The 24,880-nt window shown below is 70.6% G+C and carries 23 protein-coding genes and 1 pseudogene; 9 read left to right on the top strand and 15 right to left on the bottom strand.

Annotation, left to right across the window (positions count from 1 at the left end; genetic code table 11):
- Window positions 1-160: 160 nt before the first annotated feature.
- Both ACZ4FV_RS46250 and ACZ4FV_RS46245 read right to left on the bottom strand, forming a co-directional pair.
- Window positions 161-640, bottom strand: coding sequence for a hypothetical protein (locus tag ACZ4FV_RS46250; protein WP_465327015.1), 480 nt, complete (start codon window positions 638-640; stop codon window positions 161-163).
- 107 nt (window positions 641-747) lie between these two features.
- Entirely contained in the window at window positions 748-1,110 is a 363-nt protein-coding gene (locus ACZ4FV_RS46245) for a hypothetical protein (protein ID WP_465327013.1), read from the bottom strand.
- Window positions 1,111-1,496: 386 nt separating this feature from the next.
- Between ACZ4FV_RS46245 and ACZ4FV_RS46240 the strand changes: the two genes are divergently transcribed.
- The 7 genes from ACZ4FV_RS46240 (at window position 1,497) to ACZ4FV_RS46210 (ending at window position 11,190) form a co-directional block, all read left to right on the top strand.
- Window positions 1,497-2,726 carry a helix-turn-helix domain-containing protein gene (locus ACZ4FV_RS46240; RefSeq protein WP_465327011.1) on the top strand — a complete coding sequence of 410 codons (1,230 nt, stop codon included), beginning with the start codon at window positions 1,497-1,499 and terminating at the stop codon, window positions 2,724-2,726.
- A 418-nt stretch (window positions 2,727-3,144) separates the two neighbouring features.
- Complete coding sequence (fxlM, locus tag ACZ4FV_RS46235; RefSeq protein ID WP_465327009.1) at window positions 3,145-4,368, top strand: methyltransferase, FxLD system; 1,224 nt, start codon at window positions 3,145-3,147, stop codon at window positions 4,366-4,368.
- Between the two features lie 71 nt (window positions 4,369-4,439).
- Window positions 4,440-4,637 (top strand): FxLD family lanthipeptide, encoded by a 198-nt coding sequence (locus ACZ4FV_RS46230; protein WP_465327007.1) that lies wholly within the window; start codon window positions 4,440-4,442, stop codon window positions 4,635-4,637.
- 136 nt (window positions 4,638-4,773) lie between these two features.
- Complete coding sequence (locus ACZ4FV_RS46225) at window positions 4,774-7,839, top strand: lantibiotic dehydratase (RefSeq protein ID WP_465327004.1); 3,066 nt, start codon at window positions 4,774-4,776, stop codon at window positions 7,837-7,839.
- Complete coding sequence (locus ACZ4FV_RS46220; RefSeq protein ID WP_465327002.1) at window positions 7,836-9,065, top strand: lanthionine synthetase C family protein; 1,230 nt, start codon at window positions 7,836-7,838, stop codon at window positions 9,063-9,065. The genes ACZ4FV_RS46225 and ACZ4FV_RS46220 overlap by 4 nt, the downstream gene beginning before the upstream one ends.
- A complete protein-coding gene (locus ACZ4FV_RS46215; protein WP_465327000.1) occupies window positions 9,047-10,060 on the top strand; it encodes a thiopeptide-type bacteriocin biosynthesis protein in 1,014 nt (337 codons plus the stop codon). The genes ACZ4FV_RS46220 and ACZ4FV_RS46215 overlap by 19 nt, the downstream gene beginning before the upstream one ends.
- Window positions 10,057-11,190, top strand: a complete 1,134-nt coding sequence (locus tag ACZ4FV_RS46210; RefSeq protein ID WP_465326998.1) for a hypothetical protein — start codon at window positions 10,057-10,059, stop codon at window positions 11,188-11,190. The genes ACZ4FV_RS46215 and ACZ4FV_RS46210 overlap by 4 nt, the downstream gene beginning before the upstream one ends.
- Window positions 11,191-11,517: 327 nt before the next feature.
- Here ACZ4FV_RS46210 and ACZ4FV_RS46205 read toward each other — a convergent pair whose 3' ends face one another.
- The 12 genes from ACZ4FV_RS46205 to ACZ4FV_RS46150 form a co-directional block, all read right to left on the bottom strand.
- On the bottom strand, window positions 11,518-11,895 hold the full coding sequence (locus ACZ4FV_RS46205; RefSeq protein ID WP_465326995.1) for a hypothetical protein: 378 nt from the start codon (window positions 11,893-11,895) through the stop codon (window positions 11,518-11,520).
- 575 nt (window positions 11,896-12,470) lie between these two features.
- Window positions 12,471-12,656, bottom strand: coding sequence for a DUF397 domain-containing protein (locus tag ACZ4FV_RS46200; RefSeq protein ID WP_465326993.1), 186 nt, complete (start codon window positions 12,654-12,656; stop codon window positions 12,471-12,473).
- A 626-nt stretch (window positions 12,657-13,282) separates the two neighbouring features.
- Entirely contained in the window at window positions 13,283-13,807 is a 525-nt protein-coding gene (locus ACZ4FV_RS46195; protein WP_465326991.1) for an STAS domain-containing protein, read from the bottom strand.
- The gene (locus ACZ4FV_RS46190) at window positions 13,804-14,826 is read right to left on the bottom strand and encodes a hypothetical protein (RefSeq protein WP_465326989.1); all 1,023 of its coding nucleotides are present in this window, start codon (window positions 14,824-14,826) and stop codon (window positions 13,804-13,806) included. Before ACZ4FV_RS46190 ends, ACZ4FV_RS46195 begins: the two co-directional genes overlap by 4 nt.
- Entirely contained in the window at window positions 14,823-15,422 is a 600-nt protein-coding gene (locus tag ACZ4FV_RS46185) for a DUF6879 family protein (RefSeq protein WP_465326987.1), read from the bottom strand. Before ACZ4FV_RS46185 ends, ACZ4FV_RS46190 begins: the two co-directional genes overlap by 4 nt.
- 68 nt (window positions 15,423-15,490) lie before the next feature.
- A complete protein-coding gene (locus ACZ4FV_RS46180; protein WP_465326985.1) occupies window positions 15,491-15,886 on the bottom strand; it encodes a hypothetical protein in 396 nt (131 codons plus the stop codon).
- Between the two features lie 301 nt (window positions 15,887-16,187).
- Window positions 16,188-16,874, bottom strand: coding sequence for a hypothetical protein (locus tag ACZ4FV_RS46175; protein WP_465326983.1), 687 nt, complete (start codon window positions 16,872-16,874; stop codon window positions 16,188-16,190).
- 851 nt (window positions 16,875-17,725) lie between these two features.
- Window positions 17,726-18,352, bottom strand: coding sequence for an AAA family ATPase (locus tag ACZ4FV_RS46170; protein ID WP_465327017.1), 627 nt, complete (start codon window positions 18,350-18,352; stop codon window positions 17,726-17,728).
- Window positions 18,353-18,396: 44 nt separating this feature from the next.
- The gene (locus tag ACZ4FV_RS46165) at window positions 18,397-19,029 is read right to left on the bottom strand and encodes an ATP-binding protein (RefSeq protein ID WP_465326981.1); all 633 of its coding nucleotides are present in this window, start codon (window positions 19,027-19,029) and stop codon (window positions 18,397-18,399) included.
- 1,244 nt (window positions 19,030-20,273) lie between these two features.
- Window positions 20,274-20,972, bottom strand: coding sequence for a 2'-5' RNA ligase family protein (locus tag ACZ4FV_RS46160; protein ID WP_465326979.1), 699 nt, complete (start codon window positions 20,970-20,972; stop codon window positions 20,274-20,276).
- A gap of 183 nt (window positions 20,973-21,155) precedes the next feature.
- A complete protein-coding gene (locus ACZ4FV_RS46155) occupies window positions 21,156-21,677 on the bottom strand; it encodes an NUDIX domain-containing protein (RefSeq protein ID WP_465326978.1) in 522 nt (173 codons plus the stop codon).
- Window positions 21,668-22,948: a hypothetical protein gene (locus ACZ4FV_RS46150; RefSeq protein WP_465326977.1), complete on the bottom strand. Its 1,281-nt coding sequence runs from the start codon at window positions 22,946-22,948 to the stop codon at window positions 21,668-21,670. Before ACZ4FV_RS46150 ends, ACZ4FV_RS46155 begins: the two co-directional genes overlap by 10 nt.
- Window positions 22,949-23,451: 503 nt before the next feature.
- Here ACZ4FV_RS46150 and ACZ4FV_RS46145 point away from each other — a divergent pair.
- Window positions 23,452-24,330 (top strand): helix-turn-helix domain-containing protein, encoded by an 879-nt coding sequence (locus ACZ4FV_RS46145; RefSeq protein ID WP_465326976.1) that lies wholly within the window; start codon window positions 23,452-23,454, stop codon window positions 24,328-24,330.
- On the top strand, window positions 24,327-24,575 hold the full coding sequence (locus ACZ4FV_RS46140; RefSeq protein ID WP_465326974.1) for a DUF397 domain-containing protein: 249 nt from the start codon (window positions 24,327-24,329) through the stop codon (window positions 24,573-24,575). The genes ACZ4FV_RS46145 and ACZ4FV_RS46140 overlap by 4 nt, the downstream gene beginning before the upstream one ends.
- 116 nt (window positions 24,576-24,691) lie before the next feature.
- Here the strand turns inward: ACZ4FV_RS46140 and ACZ4FV_RS46135 are convergent.
- Window positions 24,692-24,880, bottom strand: a pseudogene (locus ACZ4FV_RS46135) (hypothetical protein); the annotation flags it as partial.

Here is a 24,880-nt window from a genome sequence, read left to right as displayed (position 1 = left end):
GAACACCTCGAACGGGACTTCACCGACGCGGTGGATCTGTACGGCACCGATCTCGTACACCGCGCCGCCAACCTCGCCACCTCACCCAACATCCACTGGGGAACCCACTGACCACAACGCCCCGCGCCCGAAGACGCTTCGACTCCAAGGTGTATGGCCTTCATCCGCCCATGAGTCGCTTACGGTGCGCCCACGCCAAGCTCAGCAACGCGGCACCGGCAGGCTGCATTCTCTCGCGATGCAGAAGTCGCTCCACGTGCTGCTCGGTAAACGGCGTGCCCAGGCTGGCGCCCGTGCCGTCCTCGACCCGTACCACGTGTCCTTCGCTGTTGCGAGGGGACACCTGCGCAAACAGGTCGTCGAAGAGGTCGGCGTCGATCACGACCGCGGTCAGCATGTCGGTCACGAAAGTGAGAGGGTCCATCCCCAGGCCCAGCCAGAACGCCCCGATGCGCCCGTCGTTGCGAGCGCGGGTGTGGTCGGCGTAGAAGGGCCACGTCGGGTAGTCGGCGGGAGCCTTGTCGCTGCCGTAGTCCTCGGTCGTGCCGAGAAGTTCTTCCGAGAGTTCGCACGCGATGGCTTTCCACAGGTCGAAGTCGTTCCGGTCGTTCCAGGTCGCGTCGTCGGAGGGCTGGAACACGCCTACCGGCATGACCTGGTGGAGACCTCCACCGCTCGCGACTTCGGCGGGGCCGCGCCAATGCACCAGGAATTGCGCGTCGCCCGTCCGACCATCGAAACGAATCGTCAGCGTACTGATGGCCGTCGTGACGGGCCGACGCCCCAGGTCGGGTCGCCGATCGCATCCCGAAACGAGGTTGCCTCGCGGGAGGGTGCCGACGCGGTGGCTGCGGCGAACTCGCGGGCCGCCGCCTCGCGCATGTCGATCACTCCTGCGAGGTAGCTGCTCGACCCGAACGTGAGCGTGGGTGATGCCGCGGACGTGTCCACGTCCAGCAAGCGGTAGCAGGCGCGGTTCTCGAGGACCGCCTCGGAGTAGCGCAGGATCTTGGTCCCGTAGTCGGAACGTGGCCGCACGGCGTCCAACTCGACCTCGGTACCGTCCAGTCCCGGGCGACCGCGCGGCGCCGGGTCGCGGAGCAGCCGCACGCCTCCAGCGGCACGGGCTCATTCGCGATCCAGCCCGGCCAGGTGTGCAGTCGCAAGCGGCGTGCACGATTCGGAAAGCCGTGACCATCGACATCGGCTTGCCGAGCCGACTCCACGCTGTACAAAGCCACGCGGTGCCCAGTCCCCGGCGCGGTCGCCGCGTGGGGTCGCAACGCGTCGGGTAGCTGATCCCACTGGCAGCGCTCCGAACACCGAAGATGTGTCCTAATGCGAGGATCCGCGCGGCCTGCTGAATCGCCGCCGCACGTCAGGATCGAGGTCTGCCTCGCGCTCTCCTGCTTGGCTACGGTTCCGGCCGTTCCGCAGGACGCCCGCAGCCCGGCAAGGGGTACGGTCCGGATAGGACGAAAAGGTGGGAGGCGTCGGTGCTGGAGGAACGGGAGTCGATCGGGCGGAGGGTTCGGCGTGCCCGGCTGCGTCTGGGCATGCCCCAGGCGGATCTCGCGCAGGCGATCGGCAGGACGCAGGGCTGGTTGTCCAAGGTGGAGACCGGCCGGATCGAGCTGGACAGGGCCTCGACGATCAACGAGCTCGCTTCGGCGCTGCACTGTCACCCCAACGACCTGTTGGAGCGCCCCTACGTGACCGGGACGCCGTCGGAGAAACAGTGGCCGGTGGCGGCGGCCTCCATCCTCCGGGAGTTGCGCCGCTACGACCTGACGCCGGTGTTCGACGGAACACCGCGGGCCTCAACCCTGTTGTGGCGGGAGACGGTGGCGCTGCACCGGTTGCGGGACGCGGCGGCCAACATCGCGATCCTGCACATGCTGCCGGACATGCTGCGCGAGGCCCGGGCCCTGGCAGAGGTCTCGACCGGCCACGCGCGCGAGGAGGCGTTCGCGATCTACGCGGTGTGCTGCAAGTTCGCGCACACCGCCGGACACGCGCTGGGCCACCCGGAGTTGGTCGCCATGACGTGTGAGCGGGCCGCCTGGGCCGCCGCGCTCTCCGGTGATCCCGTAATGGGCGCGGTCGCGGACTGGATGCGGGTGTGGGACATGTGGGCCACGGCCGACTGGTCGGACTCGCTGGCGTTGTCGGACAAGGCGCTGCGCTCGATCGAGTCGCAGTACTCCGCCGGTGACCCGCTCGCGCTGCGAGCCTGGGGAACCCTGCAGTTGCGGGCCGCGGTGTCCGCCGCACGCGCCGGGAACGCCCCGGAGACCGAGAGTCGCATCGCGCTCGCCCGGGACGCCGGTGATCGCATAGACGCGCTGCACGAGTCGGTGTTCGATCGCCATTCGCTGACCTTCTCGACCGGCAACGTGCAGATCCACGCCATCAGTGTGCGGCTGGAGATGGGGGACCACGCCACCGCTCTGCGCATGCACGAGCGGGCCGATCCCACGCACATCGCGACCCTGCCGAACTCCCGACGCTCGCACCATCAGATGGACCTCGCGCGGGCCTGGCTGTGGGACGGGAATCGGGAACGGGCTCTGGCGGAGCTGGAGAAGGCCGAGCGGATCGCCCCGCAGTTGGTGCGCAACCACCCGATAGCGCGAGCCACCCTGCGCAAGATCGTCTACGCCGAGCGAGCGATCACCCGGGAGAAGCTGCGACGCATGAGCGACCGCTTCCACCTGGACGAATAGGCAAGAATTCCCCGGATTCATATTCACCGGTGACGCAGTCGCTACTGTCCGTCGCATGAATCTGGCGAGGACGGATCGCAGCGTTCCCGGAGCACTTGGCGCCCCACGCCCCCGGGCGCGGCAGCCCCCTCCTCCGACAGCGTGCACCGCACCTCGTCGATTCACCGGGCCCTCCCGGCAGCAACCCCGCGTACACGCGTGATTGCCGCCGACGCCTCGCCCATCCTGACTCGGCCTTGTGGGATTTGCCCGGCGGGAACCTTCGCCGGCGACCCCATACCCGGCTGGTCGGTAGCTCCGGCTTGCGCGAGTGCCGGACGCGTCGGTGCCCGCTCCCCGGATGCCTCGCCCGACGCAGCCGACTGGCCGTCGCAGTCGCGCCCTTCCATCCGTCCCTGCGATTCCCCTGGACGCATTTGTGACTGAATTCGTGACCGACGTCGACGACCGCGCAGCGGAGCTGCGCGACGAACTCGTGCGCAGTCTGCGCGCGGACGACACCATTACTTCGCCGTCGGTCGAGGCGGCGTTCCGGGCGGTGCCGCGCCACGCGTTCGCCCCCGGTGTCGATCTGGAACACGCGTACGCCCGCCACGCGGTGATCACCAAGCACGACGACCGAGGACGCCCGACCAGCTCGGTTTCCGACCCTCACATCCAGGCCGTGATGCTCGAACAGGCCGGCGTGGAAACCGGGATGCGAGTCCTGGAAGTCGGGTCGGGCGGCTACAACGCGGCGCTGCTGGCAGAACTGGTCGGTGTCGACGGTCGCGTCACCACGGTGGACATCGACCCGGATGTCACCTCCCGCGCCCGGGAGTTCCTGGACGCGACGGGATACCGGCAGGTCGAGGTGGTCACCGCCGACGCCGAGGAGGGCGTCCCCGCGCACGCGCCGTACGACCGGATCGTGGTCACCGTCGGCGCCTGGGACATCCCGCTCACCTGGGCAGCCCAACTCGCCCCCGGGGGGCGGATGGTGGTGCCGTTGCGCACGCGCGGGGTCACCCGCAGCGTGGTCCTCGACCGGGGCGGTGACCATCTGGTGAGCCGTGGGTCGGCGCCGTGCGGCTTCGTCGCCATGCAGGGCATCGGCGAACACCAGGAGCGCCGGTCGTCGTTGGGCGAGGGGTTGGCGCTGCTGGTCGACGACAGCGGCTGGGACGACCCCGGCCTGTCGGAACAAGTGCTCGCCGGGGAACGCTCGGCCGCGTGGTCGGGCGAGACGATCGGCCGGAGCGAGGCGTTCGACCACCTGTTCCTGCGGTTCGCCACCGAACTCCCCGGCTTCGTCCGCCTGTGGGTCGACCAGGCGCGCGAGGACCTCGGCCTCGTGGAGACGGGCGAGAAGACGTTCCCCTTCGCAGCCGCGGACAAGGACGCCCTCGCGTACATGGTGGTGCGCCCGACTGAGAGCCCGGACCGCGTGGAGCTGGGCGCACGCGCGTTCGGCGGCCACGGAGCGGAAGCCGCCGAAGCGATGGCGGAGGTCGAACGTGTGTGGAGCCGCGTCCACCGCCACGGCCCGGGCCCGGTGTACCGGGTCTACCCCGCGAACACCCCCGACGATGCGCTCGTGCCCGGGCACGTCGTCGACAAGCGGCACAGCCGCATCGTGATCTCCTGGCCGTCCCGGGACTGAACCACCCCGGGACGTTCGGGTCCTGTCGCACCACCTCGCACCATCCATCCGGATCAGGAGAGTGAGAGCACATGACCGCCCACAGCCCGACCGCCACGACGCTCGTCCCCGAAGGCATCGCCTTCGACGACGAATTCACCCTGGACATGCGTCTGGTGGAGTCCACCGTCTCGATCGATCAGTTGCTGTGCGCCACCTCGGACGGCTGCGGCACCTCGTGCTGCAGCAGCGCCTGCACCACCAAGGCCGCGGAACCGTTCGCGTTCTGATCGGCACGGCGGGCGGACCCGGCTGATCACACGCCGGGTCCGTCCGCCGGACATCGGTGCTGTCGCCGCCGCGCCCGGTGCGGGGCGGCGACAGCCCGCGAGTCGGGGCACCACCGCGACCAGGGGGACGACAACCGTGACGACGCACCCGATCTACCGGCACACCGGGCTGGTCCTGGCCCGCACAACGACCGATCCGGGCGACCTGGAGTTACCCGCCGGGACGCTCCTGGCCGGCGAGGACATCGACGCCGACCGTGGTCTGGCGTGGCTGCGACGAATACACGAACGCCCCGATGTCGCCCGCCCGCTGCGGTGGGCGGGACCGGCTCTGGTCGCGAGGATCGATCAACTCCTGGCCGATTCCTCACCGAAGGCCCGGGACGTGCGGCGCGCGGTCCTGGCCACAGCCGGGTACCTGTTGCGGTGGCGCGGCCGGGCCACCCCCTTCGGATTGTTCGCCGGCATCGCGCCCGCCGCGATCGCGGACACCGCGACGCTGACGATCGGACCCGACCACCTGGCCCGGGCCAGGGCAGACGCCCAATGGGTGTCGGCGCTGGTCGATGCTCTCGAACGCCATCCCCGGCTGCGGCCGTCCCTGCGCGTGGTGACCGACAACGCCGTGCTGGTCCGTGGCCGGCACGTCGTCGTCCCCGCCCGCATCCGTGACGACGCTCCCGGCATCGGGCAACCCGCGCACGTCGAACTGCGGCACACCTCCCCCATACGCGCGGCGCTGGATGCCGCCGCCCGGCCGCTCACCCTCGACGCGCTGGGCGCGGATCTGCGCGCGCGCTTTCCCCGCGCCGCCCCCGACGCGGTCGCCGCGCTGCTCGCCGGGCTGGTCGACGCCGGTTTCCTGCTGACATCCCTGCGCCCCGCCTGCACCACCGCAGACCCCATCGTCCATCTGACGCGGGAACTGCGCGCCGCCGGCGCCGACACTCTCCCCGGCCTCTGCGGGGTGCTCGCCGAACTCGACGCCATCGGCAACCACTTGAGGCAACACGACGCCAGCACGGCGCCCGTGGAAGCCGAACGGCACCGCGACGCGGCGACCGAGCGGATGCGTGCCCTGTGCGCGGTGAGCGGTCCGCTCCTGGCCCTCGACACCGCCGTGGACGCGCGGATCACCGTCCCCGAGGCCGTGTTGCGCGAAGCCGAGACCGCCGCGACCACGATGCTGCGGGTGAGCGCGAACCCGCACGGCGCCCGCTACTGGAAGGAATACCAGTTGGCGTTCCGCACCCGATACGGGCCCGGAGCTCTCGTGCCCGTGCGGGACCTGGTCGCCGATTCCGGCCTGGGGTACCCGGCCGGCTACCTGGAGGCACCGCGAGGTCGATCCGCCTACACCGTCTCGCGCCGGGACCACGTGATGATCGAGTTGATCCAGCAGGCAGCCGCCGGCGGCGGCGAGATCGAACTGACCGAAGCCGTCGTCCGTGCGCTGACGGTAGGCGATCCCGCAGCGGTGGTCGCCCCTCCCCGTGTGGAGATCGGCTTCGAGATCGACGCCCCTTCGACCGCCGACATCCGCCGCGGTGACTTCCGGCTGTGGGTCACCGCCGCGCCGCGCCCCGAGAGCAGCATGACCGGCCGCTTCGCCCACCTGCTCGACGCCACCGACCGCGACCGCCTCGCCGATACCTTCGCCACAGACGACCCCGCCGTCGACGTCGCGCAACTCGTCTACGTACCGCGCCGACGCGACAACGACAACATCGCGCGCACCCCACGACTGCTTCCCCACCTGATAGGCGTGTCCGAGCACCCCGACCCCGGCGACGACACGGCCGAGCGCCTCGACCTGGACGACCTCGCGGTGACCGCCGACGCCACCCGCATGTACCTGGTGCGACACTCGAGCGGCCGGATTCTGCGACCCCACGTCGCGCACGCGCTCGAAGCCACCCTGCGCACGCCGCCGCTGGCACGCCTGCTGTCCGAGATCGCCACCGCACGCGCCGCCGTCTACGGAACGTTCGACTTCGGCGCAGCCCGCGACCTGCCCCATCTGCCGCGTGTCCGGGTCGGCCGCACCGTACTGGCGCCTGCCCGCTGGATCGTGACCACCGACGACATCGCCCCGCCCCACGCCAGCCGAGGCGACTGGGACAAAGCCTTCGATCGATGGCGCCACCACCACCGGGTGCCTTCCTCGGTCCTGTTGTGCCAGGGCGACCTACGGCTGCCCCTGGACACCACACAACCCTTCCACCTGCATCTGCTGCGCGTGCGCCTGCGCCGCGCGGGGCGGGTCGAGCTGCGTGAGGCACCCGGCGATCCGACCGGCGGTTGGGCCGGTCGGCCGTGCGAATTCCTGCTGCCCTTGCGGGCGCACCACCGGGCCCCGAGACCGCGACCCGTCCCGATCCGCACGGCGCCGCCACCGCCCGCGAGCCAGCCCGGGGCCGGGGAGGTCGTGCACGCCCGGCTGTTCGGGAATCCGGCGCGATTTCCCGCCGTCCTCACCGAACACCTGCCCGCGCTGATCGCCCGACTCGACGACGCGCGCTGGTGGTTCCGCCGGCACCGCGACACCACCCGGCCGGACGCCGAGGAACACCTGTCCCTGCACATCCGCCCCGCGCCCGGCCGCGTCGCCGAGACCGTCGCCCGTCTCGGCGAGTGGGCAGACCACCTGCACTCCACCGGCATGCTCGCCGACCTGGCGCTGGTGGCCCACCGCCACCACGCAGGCCGTTGGGGCGCCGACCAGGCCGCCGCCGAAGCCGTCTTCGCGGCCGACACCGCCGCCGCCCTCGCCCAGATCGCCGTCGCCACCACTGCGGCCATCCCCGCTCAAGCGCTCGCCGCCGCGTCGATGACCGACATCGCCGCCACGATCGACCCCGACCCCGCCATCGGACTGCGCGCCGCGCTCGACCACCTCGACCACGCCACCGGCGCCCTGGACCGAACTCTTCGGGACCACACCCTCGCCCTCTCCGCAGCCCGACCCCCTGTGCAGGGCGACCTCGTTGCCGCCACGTGGGTCGCACGTGCCCGGGCGGTCACCGCCTGGCGATCAGCCCAGGTCGAACACCGCGACGTCGGGTCCGCCCTGGTGTCGTTGCTGCACGACCACCACGTTCGAGCCCTGGGCGTGGACCCGGATGCCGAAGCCGTCATCAATCGCCTCGTGCGCACCGCCGCGATGCGCCGCTTGGCCCTCATGCCCCGGGACACCCCGTGATCGCCCTCGACCCGCACACGGCCAACGCGGCGCGCGAAGCCTGCGACCGCATCGCCGCGCACCTGGCCGACCCCGCCCACGCGGGATCCGACCCAGGCCGCGCGCAATCCCTCGCCCAAGGCGCCGCCGGAACCTCACTCCTGCACATCGAACGCGCCCTGACCGGCACCGGCACCTGGTCCCTCGCCCGCCGCTGGACCCGCGCCGCGACCGCCCACGAGATCAGCGCCGGCGACGACGCCGCCCTGTTCGTCGGCGCCCCCGCCATCGCGTTCGTGCTCCACAGCACCCACCACGACGACACCGCACGCGCCGTGGCAACCCTGGACACCGCGGTAGCCGCGCTCGCCCGACGCCGTGCAGCCGCGGCCATGCGCCGCATCGACAGCGGACTCCCGCCCCGACTCGCCGAATACGACCTCTTCCACGGCCTCACCGGCATCGGCGCCCACCTTGCGCACCACCACCCGGGCGACGACGCCCTCGAAGACATCCTCACCTACCTCGTACGCCTGACCACACAGCCGCTGAGACCACCATCCGGCGGCGAACTCCCGGGCTGGTGGGCCTCCCACGACCCCGACCCCGCGATGCCCACCCCGGGCGGCCACGCCAACGTCGGCATCTCCCACGGCGTCTGCGGACCCCTCGCACTCCTGGCAACGACCATGCGCACGGGCGTCACCGTCGACGGACAACGCGAGGCCATCGACCACATCTGCGCCTGGCTGGACGACTGGCGCCAGGACACCGACATGGGCCCTTGGTGGCCACAGTGGCTCACCCACGCCGAACTGCGCTCCGGGCGCGTCGTTCACCACGGCCCGCCCCGGCCCTCCTGGTGCTACGGCACCCCCGGCATCGCCCGCGCTCAACACCTCGCCGCCCTGGCCACCGGCGACACCACCCGCCAGGCCCACGCCGAAGACGCCCTGGTCGCCGCACTCACCGACCCCGTCCAACTCGCCACCGTCACCGGCCCGGGCCTGTGCCACGGCATCGCCGGCATCCACCAGACCACCTGGCGCACCGCCCTCGACGCCACCGACCCCCGCGTCGGCGAACTCCTCCCACACCTGACCGACCTGCTCCTCGCCCAGGCCCGACACCGCGACGAGAACCCGGAGTTCCTCGACGGAGCCGCCGGACTCGCCCTCGCGCTGCACACCGCCGCACACCACACACCCTCCAACTCCGGGTGGGACGCATGCCTGATGATCACCTGACCGAAGACACGACCACCGTCCGCCCAGACCCGCCACGATCGGGCCCGCTCACCGACGCCGTCCTCACCGTCCTCGCCGGCGCGTCCCCCGAACAGACAGCCCGCAAGGCCCGCATCGACCCCACCGAACTCCTCGACGCCGTCGAGACCTACCACGCCGCCGGACGAGCCGCCCTCGACACCCGCGCCGACACCACGTGGCACCACGTCAACATCCGCTTCCCCAACCCCGCCACCGCCGAGGACACCGCCGCCACACGACTGGCCCCGGCCCTGCGCGACCTGACCGACCAAAGGGCAGTCACCCACTGGTGGTTCCTGCGCAAACACCCCCACTGGCGACTGCGCCTGCGCACCGGCCCCCACCCGAACGCCGGCGCCGCCCTCGACGAGACTCTGCACGCCCTGCGCACCGCCGGGACGATTGAGAACTGGCAACGAGCGGTCTACGAACCCGAGACGCACGCCTTCGGCGGCCCCGTCGGCATGGCCGCGGCGCACCTGCACTTCTGTGCCGACAGCGCCGGCGTCCTGGACTACCTCGCCCGCCCCACCCCCCGGATCGGGCGGCGGGAGATCTCCGTGCTGCTGTGCTCGACCATGTTCACCGCCGCCGGCCTGGACCGTTTCGAGACCGGCGACGTGTGGGACAAGGTCGCGGACCTGCGCCACCACACACCCGCCACCGACGGCGGCGGGCAAGAACGTCTCGCCACCCAACTCGCCCGCCTGACCGCTGCGGACACCACCGCCGAAGGACCCCTGTTCCGGCCGGGCACCGCCCTCGCGTTCGCCGCTCCCTGGGCCCGCGCCTTCGCGGCCACCGGACACGCCCTGCGCGCGGGCGCCGACGCCGACACCCTCGAACGCGGCATCCGCCGCTGCCTCGCCCAACTGGTGATCTTCCACTGGAACCGGCTCGGCCTGGGCCCCGACACCCAGGCCCATCTCGCCCGCGCCGCCCGCGCCGCCGCACTCCCCGGCAGCCGACCGTGAAAGACCTCCGCACACTCGCGCGCGTCTTCCCGCTGGTCGAACGCTCCCACCTCACCTGCCCACCCCTGGACCAACGCGTCCGGGAAGTCACCGACATCGCCCACGCGACCGCCGGCGCCCCCGACCCCACCGACGCCGCGTCCCGAGCCCTCAACCTCGCCGCGCTCATCGCCAGCGACTGCGGACTGCCCGACCTCGCCCACCGGTGGTGCCTGGCCCACATCCACGCCTACAAACGCGACCGACCCCTGACCACCGGCGAGGCCGGCTCCGTCCTCGAAGTCGCCCTCAACCTCGCCCGCCTACGCATGCGCGCCCGCGACGGCGACACCGCCTGGCACCTCATCCAGACACTCCACCAAGCGCTGGCCACCAACACCGACGCCGTCCTGCCCGATGCCACCGTGCCCCTGAGCAACCTGACCGGCACCACCACCCAACACCACGCCCTGCGCCGCTGGATCTGGATGGTGCTGCTGTCCGAGGGCACCCGCGCGCTCCTCCTCCACGACCGCTGGACCCAAGCCCTGCGCGTGGTCGAGGACCACAACGGCATCGGCGGCCACCTCCTCGAAGGCCGCCAGATCCGCATCGTCACCCACTGCCTAACCGGCGCATCCGACACCGCAACCACCGTCCTCGAACAAAGCACCACCACCACACCCTGGGAACGCCACACCGCCACAGCCCTCGACATCCTGTGCCGCCACGCCGCCGGACGCCCCACCACCCGCGCCACCACCGACATGATCGAACGCTTCCTCGACACCGAACACACCACGTTCCACGTGCCCTGGGGTCTCGCCGTCGCCGAACTCGGCGCGTACACCGAACACCCCCACACCCACACCGTCCTCGACCACCTGGCCGCCCACGCCACCACAACCGCAGACGGCTACACCGCCCGCCGCGTACTCGGTGCCTGCACCCGAACCCACATCCACCTGGACCGCGCCGCCAGTCTGGCCACGATCGTCCAAGCCTCCGGACTCGGCGCGGGCACCATCCCCGCCCCGCTCCACACGACGCTCACCGCTGCGGTCACTCGCGCCCAAACGATGCTTTCCACTTCGTTCCCGGAGGGCGCTTCCACGGCAAGGGGCAACCCCGAACCTCGTACACCCAGCTGACACGGGCAAGAAGAACAGTCCGCCCACCGGAAGGCCAACCGAACCGCCGGCTCAAGGGGCAGTAACGGGCTTTCAATCCACCGCGCGGTTTCGGCGAGGCGCCTTGAATGGCGGGGACCATCAAGCCACGGGCGGGAGCTTGCGAGCGTCGGCGCCCCAGGGCCCGGGCAGCAACCCGCCCGGTGCCCGGTCTCGCCGAATCCCGGTTGCGTCAGTCGCGGTCCGCTGCGGACAGCGTGTCGGCGATCATGCGGCCGGCGAAGTTCGGATCGTCGGTCAGGCGATTGATGTGCTCCGCGAGCAGAAAGGCGGTTGCCTCCAAGGGAGTCATCTCGTCCTTGGTCCAACATCATTACCGCGCGCGCCACAGGGCGGGCTCAACCCCGTTCCCGCGGCGACAACCAGGCCGGCCATGGTGGGGACGGCTTCGGGACGGACGCTCACGGGCATCATCCGCAGGGTGGCCACGACGTCGGGCACCACACGCTCGATGGGGTCCATTCCATGCTCCGCATAGGCGCCCCGCAGCCACTCCATGACCAGGAAGACGAGCGTGCACGCTCCGTCCAGCACGGCCGCCGCTCCCTGTGGGCCCACCGACGCCACGAACTTGTCCGTCAGCTCCCGTGGTTCCGGATCGCCATCGATCCCGTCCCCGTGGATGCTCCTGAGCCGAGAGCCGATCATCATGAGCGCCGCACCCACGTCCCGACGGGAGCATGCGAGGGATCGCAGTGAGACGACACGGAACACCTCCTCGCACGGCCGCGGGGCAACGCGACACGTCCGCAAATTAGACCCCGAATGGGACTCGGGTACCACGAATCCCGATACCCGCGGCGACAAGTGCTGTGCGTCCCATCTCTCCCACGGCCGCGCAACGTCCACCGGCGAAGCCCGAATCGCCGACCCGCACCGAACCACCCGCCACCTCAACCAAATGATCATCCTCCCGGGACGACCCGACCGTCAGGACCCGGCCGGACCCGGTCCGATGCCGAGCGCCACCTCACACCGGCCCTCGTCCACGACGGTGTCGAGCATCGCCCCGTCGAGGCAGCGCAGGACATGGACGCGGCCAGTCATGCACACCGGGCGTGGCGTTCAGCGGTCCGGTCGGCGCCGAACGCGCCCATGCCCGCCCGCGCGGCAACGATCGTCATCGTGCTCACCGGGCCCTGAAACGACCGGATGATCCAAGGCACGGACCGGCGCGTCACTGCCGATCCGGCTCGGGGACGGGTGGGTTGGTCCGTACGGGGCGCGTAACGGCGCGTACGTCAGCGTCGTGATTGGGGTGTGCCGGTCACGAACGCGGCCCAGGTCGAGGCGGCGAACGAGAGCCCGGGGGCGCGGGGTGGGAGCTTGGAGTCGCTGATCCCGACCTCGTGTTCGGTGTGCGGTTGTGCCTCGAGGCAGTTGCTTGTCGCGCTGTGACTGCTCTTGCGGCGCGGGAACTTGTTCACGGGGCTCCTCCGAGTGGGTGCCGGAACCGCGGGCCCGAGCGCGGGGCAGGCTCGCAGTGTGTGCGGCGGGTGGCGATGCCTCGTGTGGCGTCGCCGAGGCGAGTGTCCGGGTCTTGGTGCCGGGGGCGTTCGACCGTCTGCGGTTGGCGGTTGCGAAGTGCGTCGGCACCGCCACGAGTTGGGATCGCCTCATTTTCCGCCTTCCTGGGCGGGGAGGCGGTACACGGCGGCGAGGGCGCAGATCCGCTGCCGGTTCGGGGTGTCGGGGTGTGGCCGCCATCGGTGCGCAGGCGGGTGCCGTGTTCGCGGTACGCGCGGACGGCGCGGTGCGTGAACTCCCGGGTCCCGTGCGCCGTGGCCTTCACCTGGGGGTTGTCGCGAGACAGGTTTCGGCGAGGTCGCGGTCGGCGTCGAAGTGCGTCCTGCCCCGCCGCGCAGGCAGTCGTCGATGCGGGTGGGGTGGGGGCGGTCGATGTCGAGTTCGATGGCGGCCGTGTCGGGATCCTCGACGCGACGGGTTTCGGGCTCGGTCACCATGTGGTCTTGACGGTGGTGGCGTCGTCCGAGACGCGTGCGGGCGGTGGGCGCGGGGGTGTGTTGCGGCGGTGTGGGGTGCGCCGGTTCGGTCATGGCAGGGGCCGGTGGTCGGGGGCGGGGGCTTCCTCGTCGGGCCGGTGCGGTGCGAGAGCCCTCGGCGTCGGCGCAAGAGCCGGTGCGGGAGTGGGGGCAGCGCCGGCAGCTGCGGCCTGGAGAGCTTGAGCCTCGTCGGCGTGAACCGGGAACACGTCGTTCATGCCGGTGATGCGCAGGATTCTGATCACGCAGCCGTTCTCGTGTTCGTTGCCGGCGACCACGCGCAGGACGCGCCGGTCCGACCCTCGCGTCAGTCTTTGATGCGCGGCGACGAGGACGCCGAGTGCCGTGGGGTCGAGGAAGTCCAGATCGGTGAGGTCGACGATCACGTCGCCGTCGCCGTCGTGGATCGGTGGTGTCAGTTCGTCGTGGAAGGCGAACGCTTCCCACCAGGTGAGGCACCCGTGGGCGGTGACGACGGTGTGGCGCCCGTGCCGGCGGTGGGTGAGCCGGGTGTCGCCGAAGGCGACGACCGGGTTCCCGTCCGTGTCCTTCCACGCGTACCTGGTGGGTGTCATCGGGTCGCCATCCCGGTCGCCGGTGGGCCGGGGTGGGTGTTCGCGTCGTCGCGGGTGTCGGGGGGTGGGAGGCGGCGGGCGTCGAGGTCGACGGTGACGGGGCGGTGGTCTCCGGCGGCGTCCACGTCCGGGCCGGTGAGGACCCGGTAGCTGCCGGGCACCAGGGCCTGCGCCAGGCGTGGGCTGCACAGGATGTGGTCGATGCGGGCGCCCTGGCCGTCGTCGATGTGCGCGTTGACGGTGACGGTGACGTCCCGGGCGAGGGATCCGGCGTTGACCAGGCCGGCGTCGGCGAGCGCCGTGGTGGCGCGGGTGTCGGTGATCCATCGCCGCCCGGGGCGGATCCCGGGCAGACCCGGGGGCAGGGTCTTGTGGGATCGGGCGTGTGCGGGCAGGCGTTCCCACGCGGGTGCGAACTCGACCAGGCCGTCGCGGTCGGGCCACAGGGCGTTGAGGTCGCCGCCGATCAGCGACCACGACGTCGAGCAGGCGTGGCCGAGGAGGGCGTCCGCCTCGATCAGCCGCAGGTCGCCGGAGCAGTGGGGCCATTGCACCGATCGGGTCCTCACCGGCTCCGGGAAGCCGGGAAGGCGCAGGTGGGCGAAGCCGTACCGGTCGTCGAAGTCGGTCGGGGCGAGACGGTCGTAGTGCCGGACCGGGCGCACGCGCGGCCAGCGGATGAAGACGATCTCGTCCAACGGGCCGCGCCGGGAGGGGGTGCGCAGTCCCCGCATGCCCAGGAGGTTCTCCACGCGGAAGAGGAGTTCGCTCCCCTGCTCGCCGTAGTGCCGGCCCTCCTGGAACAGGAGCACGTCCATGTCCGGGACCAGTGCCGCCACCGCGGCCAACGGCCGCAGGTCGTGGCCCGTGCCGTCCCCACGCCTGCCGCCGTTCTCGTAGTTGTAGGTGACGACCGTGGTGACGAGGTCACGGGACCGGGCCGACACGCAAGCGTCGTACGTGTGCGTGTGCGTGTGGGTGGCGGTGTCGGCGGCTGCGGCGGCCGCCTCGCGCGTCACGGCCGTTCCCCGGGGGTGTGGGTCCAGTGCGCGGGGCGCCGGCGCAGGTAGGCGTCGAGGTCCTCGCCGCGGTCCCACAGCGTGCGGGCCAGGGTGTGGACCCGTTCCGTCAGTGCGGTGTCGAGGTGGCGGGTCGCCCCGGCCAGGACGCCGTGCTCGTCGTAGTGGATGCGGTAGACGGCGTCGCCCAGGGTCACGCACTCGGGCAGGTCGCCGCCCTCCCAGGTGTCGGCGTGGAGCACGCGGATGTGTTCGCCCTCGCGTGCGCGCAGGGCCAGGACGTGGAGTTCCCACTCGAGGTACGGCGAGCGCGGCTCCGCGACCACCCGAACCCGACCCAGCACGACGGCCCTTTCCCTCGCGGCCCGGGTCCGCGCGCGCCACGAGAGGGCCTGTTCGCCCAGGCGTTCGATGGCGTCGGTCCACCGGCCCTGACTGTAGGCGACCCACGAGGGGTTGCCCGGTTCGGCGAAGACCTGCCCGACCTCGATCTTCCAACTGACCGCCACCGTCAACTCCCCCTCCCTGGTAGCGAAGTCCTCCAGGTAGGCGTCGACACCCAGGCGGGTACCGGCGGCGCCGGTGAACGGATCCATGCTGTCGTGCTCCTTCTCGATCGAGGGTCGAGCCGCTTGGGCGGCATGGCTTGGAACGGCGGACGGTGTCAGGGGCGCGTACCGGGGTCCGCTCGCGGGATGTGAGCCGGCTGGATGGTGAAGTCCCAGGCCGGGGGCGGGACATGGCGGCCGTGAGGACCGAACTGACGCCACGGGCGCCCCGCCCGGGCCGGGTTCGCGTTCGGTGGCCGGATGGTGGGTGGCGAGGTGAAGCGGGCGTCGGCGGTGCCGAGCCGCCACATGTGGTGCAGCACGCGCGGAGCGGCCCGCGAACGCACCAGGATCCGGGTACGCGGGAGGCGGCCCTCGTAGACGGCGACCACGGCCCCCAGCGCCTCCCCCAGGGACACGACCCGGTGAGCGCGCCCCTCCAGGGTCAGGACGAAACCGCGATCGAACGGATGCAGGAAGACCTCCGGAACCGCGGATGTCGAGAGGTTCACCGCTCCCCTCCCGCGGCGGGTGCGGGCGGGCGAACCGGCCGCACACGTACGGGGAGCCGGAACCCGTCGCCGGTGCGTATCTGCGCAGCGAACGCAAGCGGGCAGCACGAGGACGGGGATAGGCGTCGGGACGAGGCCAATGAACGCTTCCTTCCGTATGCGAAGTCGCAGTAGCGAACGCGCCGAAACACGCGACTCGGGTGGGCCGACCGGAAGCCGTCCACGGCCGGGGCATTGACGGGTGTGACGGGGGCGGTCGGGGGTCGACGGACGACCGGTGTGTGGCGGTGGTGTCGAAAAATCACGGCCCGCCCTGTGAAGGGCCCGGGGCGGTGGCGCGGGTGTGGCGGTAGCCCAGGTGCAGCACATGCAGGGGAACGGTCCCGGCGTTGTGGGAGAACCCGTTCGGCACGTCGGGGGCCAGGATCAGGGCGTCACCGGGACGCATCCCGATGTGCGACAGGCCCCGCGCGGCGGCGCGCTCCGCGCAGCGCGTCCCGCCCAGGCGCAGATCGACCACGATGCCGGCGTGTCGGTCCGAGAGCGGGTCCAGGGCGATGTACACGTCCAGGTCGGTCCGTATCCCGCCGTCCGCCCCGTCGGTCGGCGCGAGGGTGCCGCGGGTGTGCGGTTCGTGCAACCACAAGGCGCAGCAGACCGGTTCGATGCCGCCGGCGCCCGCGAGTTCACCCACACGATCCGCCACCGCCCCCGACCGGGCAACCGCGGCGAATACCGGCGACACGTGATGCACGTCGACGATTCGCAGCGCCGGCCCCGGCTCACCCGATCGCTGCGGGCGTTGCGCAGTCGCGAATCCGACCCGGTGCCGGGCACCGGGCAACAAGCGCCTGGCGGCAGCTCGGCACCGCTCCACGCTCTCCTCGTCCAGGAGTGCCGGCGCGGCGGCCAACCCCAGGGTGCGGAACGCGGCCGCGGTGTCGGACGGCGGGAGGGAACGGTCGAACGGCGTGGCGTGAGCGGACACGGGAACTCCCGGGGTACGGAGGAAGGTTCAGGGGTGGAAGGCCGGTTCCGTGCGGCGCGGGGCTCGGAAACCACACGCGGGACGGCGTTCTCGAGAAGCCGCGTCCCGAGCGGCAGGCCCGGTGGAGACGGAGTGTGAACGGGACTGCGTTTGCGGGGAGTTCGCTTCACGTGTCGTCCACCTGCTGTGTGATCGGGGGATTCGTCCGGGGCCGGGTAGTAGTAGTCGTCGGCGACGTCTGCCACCAGAGCGTCGAACTCGCTTGAGCCCGGGCCGAAGTGCTCCCGAGCCACGCGCCACAGGTCGTCGCCTGGATCTGCCGGGTCCATCTCGTCGCACGCGACCACCGCTGCGGCGCAGTCGTGCGCCGTGGCCAGGGGTTGTCGCCGACCGCGTGCGGCACGCGGTGCCGCCGCCGGGCCTTTCCCGACGTGTCATCACCACCTTGCCCGTTCCAGCGACCCGTACGGTCGCCGTCACCCCCGCTTCCGGGCCCGAGGAGGGAGCCGTAAATAGCGCGACCACCTCGCTCCGGGCGTGACCACGCCCCTCCGCGCGCCAGGTCCGCGCCGCGACGAGGGGCGGCGTCGAGCGTGACCCATCGCTGCCGGGTTGCATGTTTCGTGTCCTTTCGGATCGCGACGATCGGCCGTGGCCGTATCTGGAAGAGCGGTGGTGGCCCCGGCCGCCTCGATGCCACCACCGCTCCACGCGGGCCCGGCACCATTGACGGGCCCAATCGCCCCGCCCGCGCAACTCGAACCGCAAGGCCGCGCACGCGGCAGGGTGTTCCAGGATCCGAGCGGCGCGCGGCCGTTTCACCACTCGGGTTCGTTCCTCGGACAGGTCGCTCAGCGCGCGCCCGGGTCGGGAGAGACCACCCCACCGGAGACCGGATCGGGGGGACGTATGCGATGCCGGGCGAGCACGGCCATCACGTGTTCGAACACCACATCGGGCGTGACGCCCTCGGTATGGACCACCGGCCCCCGGGCCGGGAAGGCACGATACGGACCGTGGTACTCGACCATGCGACGCAACCGCTCGACATCGGCGGCCAACTCCGCATCCCCCGGAAGGGCGGGCCGTCGCTTCCGCAACCGACGGGCGAGGGTCTCGGCACTCGCGGTCAGGTGAACGGTCACGCAGGGCGTCCGCAACTCATGGCGGTAATCGACCAGAAGCCGCTCGACACCACACACCGACCGCCCGTACTCCTCGGCATGGGCCCAGCACACGCTGCGGACGTAGCCGTCGACCACGAACACCGGAGCGTTCACCGGCTGATCGCACATCTCCGACACCACGCGAAGCCCACGCACCCGATCCTCGAAACCCGACCGCCAATCACGAGAACCCGCGCCGGGGCCCCGGACCGGTGCGACATCGCCACCAACCCCGCCACAACCCAACGCCTCACACACCAAGGCCGCAATCGTCGACTTGCCCACGCCACGCGGACCCTCGATCACCACCATCCGCGCGACCACCGGTGACGACACTCTGGGATGAGCCATGACAATCACGTCGAGCACCCATGGACGGGAGGACCAACCAAGGGGTCGTGACATCGGCGTCCGCCGGATTCCGGTCGCGTCGGGGCGCCGACGGCCGCCCTTGCGTCGGAGCGCCGAAGCGAGGAAGTCGGGCCGCGCACGAGCGCACGTACGATGCCCACACGGGGCATCGTGCATCGAACCTCGGAGGAGGCCGACTGCGGTAAGCCCTGCGCTTGCCTCCCAGCGTCGACTTCCGCGCTCGCGTTGTGGACACCGTGCCGCAGCACCAGATGCTCGGCGCGGGCGTAGTCCGCGGTCTGCCAGAAGACGAGCTTCCCGTCACAGCCGTCGGCCTGCACGCCCCAGACGCCGTCGAGCGCGTCCACCATGCACATCCCCCGACCGGACTCCCACCCGTCGCCAGCGGCCAACACACAGGGTTCGGCCGTTGTGTGGTCCCAGACCTGGAAACGCACCTGCGCCTCTACCCGGTACGCGCCCAACCGCAGACGACCACCGGTCACATCACCGTGCTTCAAGGCGTTGGCCAGGATCTCGCCCGCCGCCAGCCCCACCGCCTCACAGGTGGCGGCTTCCACGCCCAATCCGGCCAGCCAGGACACCAGTTCGCGACGCAGGACCTGCGCGTCCTTCACGGTGGCTCGCTCCCGGGTCCAGTTCGTGCTGTCGAGACGGCTATCGGACACGGCAATTCGACCTCCTCGAATACGTTGGCGCCCGCCCAGCCGCGGATGATGCCGCTGGGCATAGGCACTGGACGGCGACTCGGAGACAGCAACTCCATCGACGGCTCGAACAGTGGGGTATCGGTACGCGGAGCCTGGACTTGCAAGGAGACAACCGGCGTAGCGGTTGCCCTCGACCTCCGTTGATGGAACGGTGATCCGCATGTGTCTACCATTGCGGTTCCGCAGAAGCGTCTCCAGGTCGCGGCACCGCCATCTCACCGCCATCCGGCCTGCGGTTTCGTCACAGAAATGGGCTTGGTGGCAACGAATCCCGCTACTCCAGATCGGCCAATTCCGATCATAAGTTCCCGCTCGATCACTCTTGGTAGCCAAAGTCACGGGCGGCGCCACACATGGACGGCGGCAAGGTGGCGGTCCGCGCACGGAAGACCAACCCCCGCCATCGCCAAGGTGAGCATGTGCACCGCGCTGGCTTCGGTGTGGCTGCCGGCAACCGGTGTCGTCACTCGGCCAAACGGCAACTCGGCCACCGGATCGCCACTTTGCGCGGGCGACGAACTCGCCCGATGGGGTCCGGCGCAATCACGCTTGCACACGCCACCGGGCCGCGGAACACGGGCACGGCACAACCGTCGCCGCTGCGCCAGCGCCTCGCCGCCGGGCCGGATGCACCTGCTTCTCCACAACCGGCACCGCTCAGGCGTGGGCGGACACACAGGAAGAAGCCTGCGGTCCAACGTGAGAGTCCTCGCCTGCGCACCGATCACTGGGGCAGCCGCGCCTTGACCATGTGGTTCCTCCGGCCCGCCGGGAGGTCACATTGCGGCGGACCGGGCGTGACAGGCCCGCCGACATCCCGCGGCGTCAGCTTGGCCGGCAACTCAAGCAAGCATCAACAGGCCACCTGATTGCCCGGATCAGAGAACTGAGCAAGGGGAACGAACACTTGATCACCGAGCGAGACGCGTTGGAAGGGGGAGAACCCGGCGCTCGAGGGGCAGTTGGCTGAGACGGACGAAGATCCGGCCGGGCGCCGAGACCAGCCGTCGCAGAACGAACCGTGCGGAGAATACCTGCGACACCGAGTGGGCGATGCCGGCGACCCCGCGAGACGCGGTGGCCGGCATGCTCCTCCACACGCGGGTCCGGATCCGCTGCCGGCTCCCGGGCAGATACGCATGCACCGCGGCTCAGGTGCCGCCCAGCGAAACTCGGGCAACCACGTCCCAGCGGTAGGCAGCGCATTCGCGCCTGAGTTCCACCAGGTCCACACCGTCGACACGTACCACGACACGCGGCCAGCCGTGCAGGATCTCCACCCGCTCGATCACTTCGGCCGCCGGTCGGGCACGATTCGAGTAGGCGATGCCCAGGTGGGGCCGCAGAAGCGCGGTGGGGCCTCCCGCGGGCGCTCCGGCCCGGGCCAGGACAGGGTGTAGGTCGATCACCGGTTTCCAGAGGGCGACGCTGTGGCGCAGCGAGCCTTTGGACCCGGTCAGAGGGTCCACCGACAACTCGAAAGCGTCCGGGGCCTGCCCCCGAACGCGATCGACGAGCTCCGCCAGGAGGACACGGTTCGTGTCCGCCGCGTCTGCGACCTTGTTCAAGGTGATGTGCAGCCTCCCGGAGGGCACCGGATCCAGCGCCGGGCCCGCGACGAAGGCCTGGCAAACGTGGGCTTCCCGGATCAAGGCTTCCTCGTGGGCGAAGGTGAGCATCCCGTGGTAGGCGCGTCCACCGTTCCATCCGGGACGGTCCCAGTGGTCGACCGTGGTCGACACGGCGCGAAAGGCGGCCCAGTCGTGCTCGGCGATCACCCTCGCGTCGACCAAACTCGGTAGCGGGTCCGCCGGAAACGTCGCCGGGTCCGACCGCAGGCTCGCGGTCACGCCGCTTCCGATCCGTCGTCGTGCGACACCGTGGTCCTCGCCTGACGTAGGAAACGCATCATCGGGTTCGCCGACAGCGGCTCATCCTCGTTCGCAGCCCGACGTTGGACACGCGGTGTGGTGGGGAGGCAGGTTCAGCAGTGTCGGCCGGCACCGGCTGCCGCCGTCGGTGGCGGTGCACTCTCACCACGACGGGATTCCGTCCTGCAGATAGCGCGGTCGACCGTCGTCGAGCGCCGCCATCGCCTGACCGGCGCGCCTGCCTTGTCGATCGGTGAGCAGGTCCAGCGCCCGGTCACGGGGAAAGAAGGCGCATTGCGCCAGTTCTTCGTCACGAGGACGCAGGGTTGCGCAGATGTTCGGGGGCAACGTTCCGCCATCGAAAACGAACGCCAGGAGGTCGTCCCACGGACCGTGCGGGGCGACCCAATCCACGCACAACAAGGACCTGACGGTGATCGTCAGGCCCAGTTCCTCGGCAAGTTCGCGTCTGGCGGCCTCCACGGGAGTCTCGTTGGCCTCGGCCATGCCCCCGGGCAGGTCCCATCCCGGTTTGTACGTCGGGTCCACCAACAGGACGCGCCCGTCGGTGTCCTGGAGCAGCACGTCGGCCACCACACGTTTGCGCGCGTGCGTCGCGTTGCCTTCCGCCAGGTAGGCGTCCCACTGCGGACCGTGCCGCTCGGACGGGGGTTTCACGCGCATGTGGCCGTCTGTGCGGTGGTCGGGACGAGAGGCCTCAGATGGCGGGTGCGTTGGCGGTTGACCGTCTTGACGCCGTCCAGGAGTTCACCGACGGCTCGGACATCGCGGTAGGGGTCGAGGGATCTGGCGAGGCGGGTCAGGTCACGCGTGATCCTGACCGAACCGATCGTCCGGCAACCGTCCAAGAGGTCCCTCCCCACTGCGGAGGCCCGTTCCGGCTCCCGCTGGTCGACGAGAATGCGAGCGAGACGAATGCTTCCGAAAGCATGCCCACGTCCGCGCTGTTGATCCCGGAGTTGCACCGCCCGTCGCGCCTCGAGTTCGGCGGCGGCGAACAACCGCAGATCGCGCAGCATCAGGGCCGTCTCCCCTGCGAGTGCGCCGTCGTCGAACGGGGGAACCCACCACGGTCGGGGGCTGGCGTCCGTCCGGCCGAGTTCGCGTCGGGCATCTGCCATCGCGCCGTAGGCGCCGGCGCGGTCACGGCTGCGGGCGAGAGCGCGTGCTCGCATCGCGAGCAAGCGTGCGGACAATGCCGGTACGTGTTCCCCGGTGCCGAGCATCATGATTGCCGAAGTGGCCAGGTCGGCGGCCTCCCCCGGCTGGTCACCCTCCAGGGCGAGGTGGCTCATCGCGGCCAGGACGTTCGCTGACATCGAGGCATCGGGAACCGCTCGGGCGAACAGCAGCGCCTTCGAGAAGTGCGCGTGCGCGAGGTCGTCACGACCGAGATCGTGGGTCATCCACCCAGCCATGTGCGTCAACACCGCGGCGGTTCGAAACGCCGGTTGTCCGTCGCTCTCGCGGGTGTCGAACAGTGCGGGCGCGACCCTGTGTTGCAGGTAGCGCAACACTCCGGGATAGACCTGTCCCGCGCCAAGGAGTCGATCCGACCGGCGGAACGCGTCCACGGCCTCGACGAAGGAGAGATCGGCGACGTCGGCCCAGGCGACGCTCGCCGGATCGATCACGGTTGCCGCCCGGCGGGACCGTGTCGCGGTGACGGGCTCGGTAGCCACGCCGAACAAGGCGGCGGCCGGCTCACCGAGCATGTGTTCCAGAACTCGACGCGTGTGGGCGTGGGGCAGCGACCTGAGATCCCCGGCCATCCATCGTTCGAAGGTCCGCTTGGACACGGCCACCCGCTGCAACGCCGGCTCCCGCTCTCGCGCGGCCAACGCGTCGCGAGCCAGGGCGAACTTCACGTCGAACGTGGAGAACAGACTCCAACCCCGCTCCAGCACCAGCGTGCGAAAGAGCGTGCTGCGCATAGCTGCTCCCTTCTCATCGCATCATGCACCGGTCTCAGTGAACGGATTCGTCGCCTGACGGACCGCGATCGAGGCGGTTGTCACCGCGACCGGTCCGGATCCGCGGCAACGGAGTGGTCGGTCAGCGTCTCGGTCGGCCAGGCGGGTTGGTGGATCTCCCCGCCGATGGCAGTCCCTCGATCGCCGTCGCGAGAGTGTCTGCCGCCTCGGCGGTCCGTCCCGCGTTGCAGGCGCCTCGCGGTGTCGATCCGGACCACTCCCCCACTGACGTTCGACGATCACGCCGTGGAAGCGTGGCCGACGCACGGCTTCCCTCCCTCTGGCCTTCGCACAGCGGAATCGCCGAGGCTTCGCCTGAGCGAAAACCACAGCTCGCTACGCCCCCCGGTACACATGGTGACCACGATCAGCATGCCGTTCTCGGCTATTCTCGGCAACACGTCCGGACACATTGCCTCAGCTTCGCTTGTCGGGGCTCGGCACGGGCCATCACACTGGCCTCCATGGCCACTCACTCCAGCAGCACGCCGAAAGAGGTACCCGCGTCGGCGTTCCGGCGCGAACTCGGTTTTCGTTTGGCGCAGTTGCGCGAGCGGGCCGACATCACCCAGGACCAGGCCGCCCGGGAAGCGGGCATCGTACCCTCGAGCCTGAGTCGCGTGGAACGCGGTCTTCGCAGCATCAGCTCGGAACTCGTCACCAAGCTTCTGGATGCCTACGCGGCCGCTCCCAAGGAACGCGCAGACCTCCTGGCCCTGGTCTCCGAGGACCGCAGCCGCACACGACCGTGGTGGAGAAAGCACAACGCCGTGGTAGGGAAGACCCAGTACGGGGCGCTGCTCGCCCTCGAGGCCGGCGCCAGGCGTCTACGCAGCTACGACCTCGCGGTGATCCCGGGCCTACTCCAGACCGACGCCTACGCGGAACACGTGATCCGGACTCTGCGCCCGGAACTCGACCGACGTCAGGTGCAAGCCCTCGTCGATGTCCGCGTCACCCGTCGACACCGGCTGCGCGAGTCGGGCATCACCCACCACGCGATCATCGAGGAAAGCGCGCTGACACGGCCCGTCGGCCCGCCGGACATCGTGCGCGGCCAACTCGGGTCGCTCCTCGAAGACGCCCCGGGCTGCCGGTTCCGGATGCTTCCCACCGCGGTCGGTTGCCATCCGGGGCTGTACGGATCCTTCCTCCTCGTGGACTTCGCCGAGCCCTATCCCGGCCTCGCCTGGACCGAGGACTTCACACAGTCCAGCTACACCGAGGCCCCGGAGCGGGTGAAAAGCTACGACCGCGCCTTCACGCAACTCTGGGACTTGGCCCTTCCGCCCCCGGAAACACGCGCTCACATCGAAACGAAGATCAAGGAGCTGCCCTCGTGAACAATCCCGCCCCGGTCTCCGTACCCAAACCTTCGGCCGCGTCCCTCGACCTCGGATCCGTCGTCTGGGCCAAGCCGTCCGCAAGCCTGGGGAACGACAACTGCGTCGAGTACGGGTTGTGCGGCGAGTTCGTGGTGTGGCGCGACTCCAAGAACCCAGACCAGGGACCTCTCGTCTACACCCGCGAGGAGATCCGAGCCCTGGTCCATGCCGCACGCGCCGGCGAGCTGGACTACTTGATCTGACAACCGCCCTACGGCCGTCGCCCAAGGTGAGGCAGCACGCACCGCAAGCGCGGCTGCCTCACCCGGACAGGTCGCGGGGCGCAATCGGCCGGCACCAGGCGCGTTAAGAAGTCGTTTCATTTGGCATATTGGCGGTAGCAGATCAATGCGGCAGCGATGCTGACGAACGCGCCGAAGTGCGCCGCCTTGACCTCGTATCGGCGGTGGAGACGGCGGAAGGCGTTGAGCCAGGACGTTGGGTCGGCCGCGCGGCGAGGTGCCCGCTGGGCGGGTCCTTTTCCGCGCGGCCTCCCGCCGAACCGGAC

Source organism: Embleya sp. NPDC025285, from assembly GCF_055558835.1.
This window is presented reverse-complemented; position numbering and strand designations above follow the sequence as displayed.

What these genes read in the sequence shown, in the direction of transcription:
- ACZ4FV_RS46230 (WP_465327007.1), top strand. Translation starts at nt 4,440, where the DNA reads ATGACCGCCCACAGCCCGACCGCCACGACGCTCGTCCCCGAAGGCATC.
- ACZ4FV_RS46215 (WP_465327000.1), top strand. Translation starts at nt 9,047, where the DNA reads ATGCCTGATGATCACCTGACCGAAGACACGACCACCGTCCGCCCAGAC.
- ACZ4FV_RS46195 (WP_465326991.1), bottom strand. Translation starts at nt 13,807, where the DNA reads ATGACACCCACCAGGTACGCGTGGAAGGACACGGACGGGAACCCGGTC.
- ACZ4FV_RS46185 (WP_465326987.1), bottom strand. Translation starts at nt 15,422, where the DNA reads ATGGATCCGTTCACCGGCGCCGCCGGTACCCGCCTGGGTGTCGACGCC.
- ACZ4FV_RS46170 (WP_465327017.1), bottom strand. Translation starts at nt 18,352, where the DNA reads ATGGTGGTGATCGAGGGTCCGCGTGGCGTGGGCAAGTCGACGATTGCG.
- ACZ4FV_RS46155 (WP_465326978.1), bottom strand. Translation starts at nt 21,677, where the DNA reads ATGCGCGTGAAACCCCCGTCCGAGCGGCACGGTCCGCAGTGGGACGCC.
- ACZ4FV_RS46150 (WP_465326977.1), bottom strand. Translation starts at nt 22,948, where the DNA reads ATGCGCAGCACGCTCTTTCGCACGCTGGTGCTGGAGCGGGGTTGGAGT.
- ACZ4FV_RS46145 (WP_465326976.1), top strand. Translation starts at nt 23,452, where the DNA reads ATGGCCACTCACTCCAGCAGCACGCCGAAAGAGGTACCCGCGTCGGCG.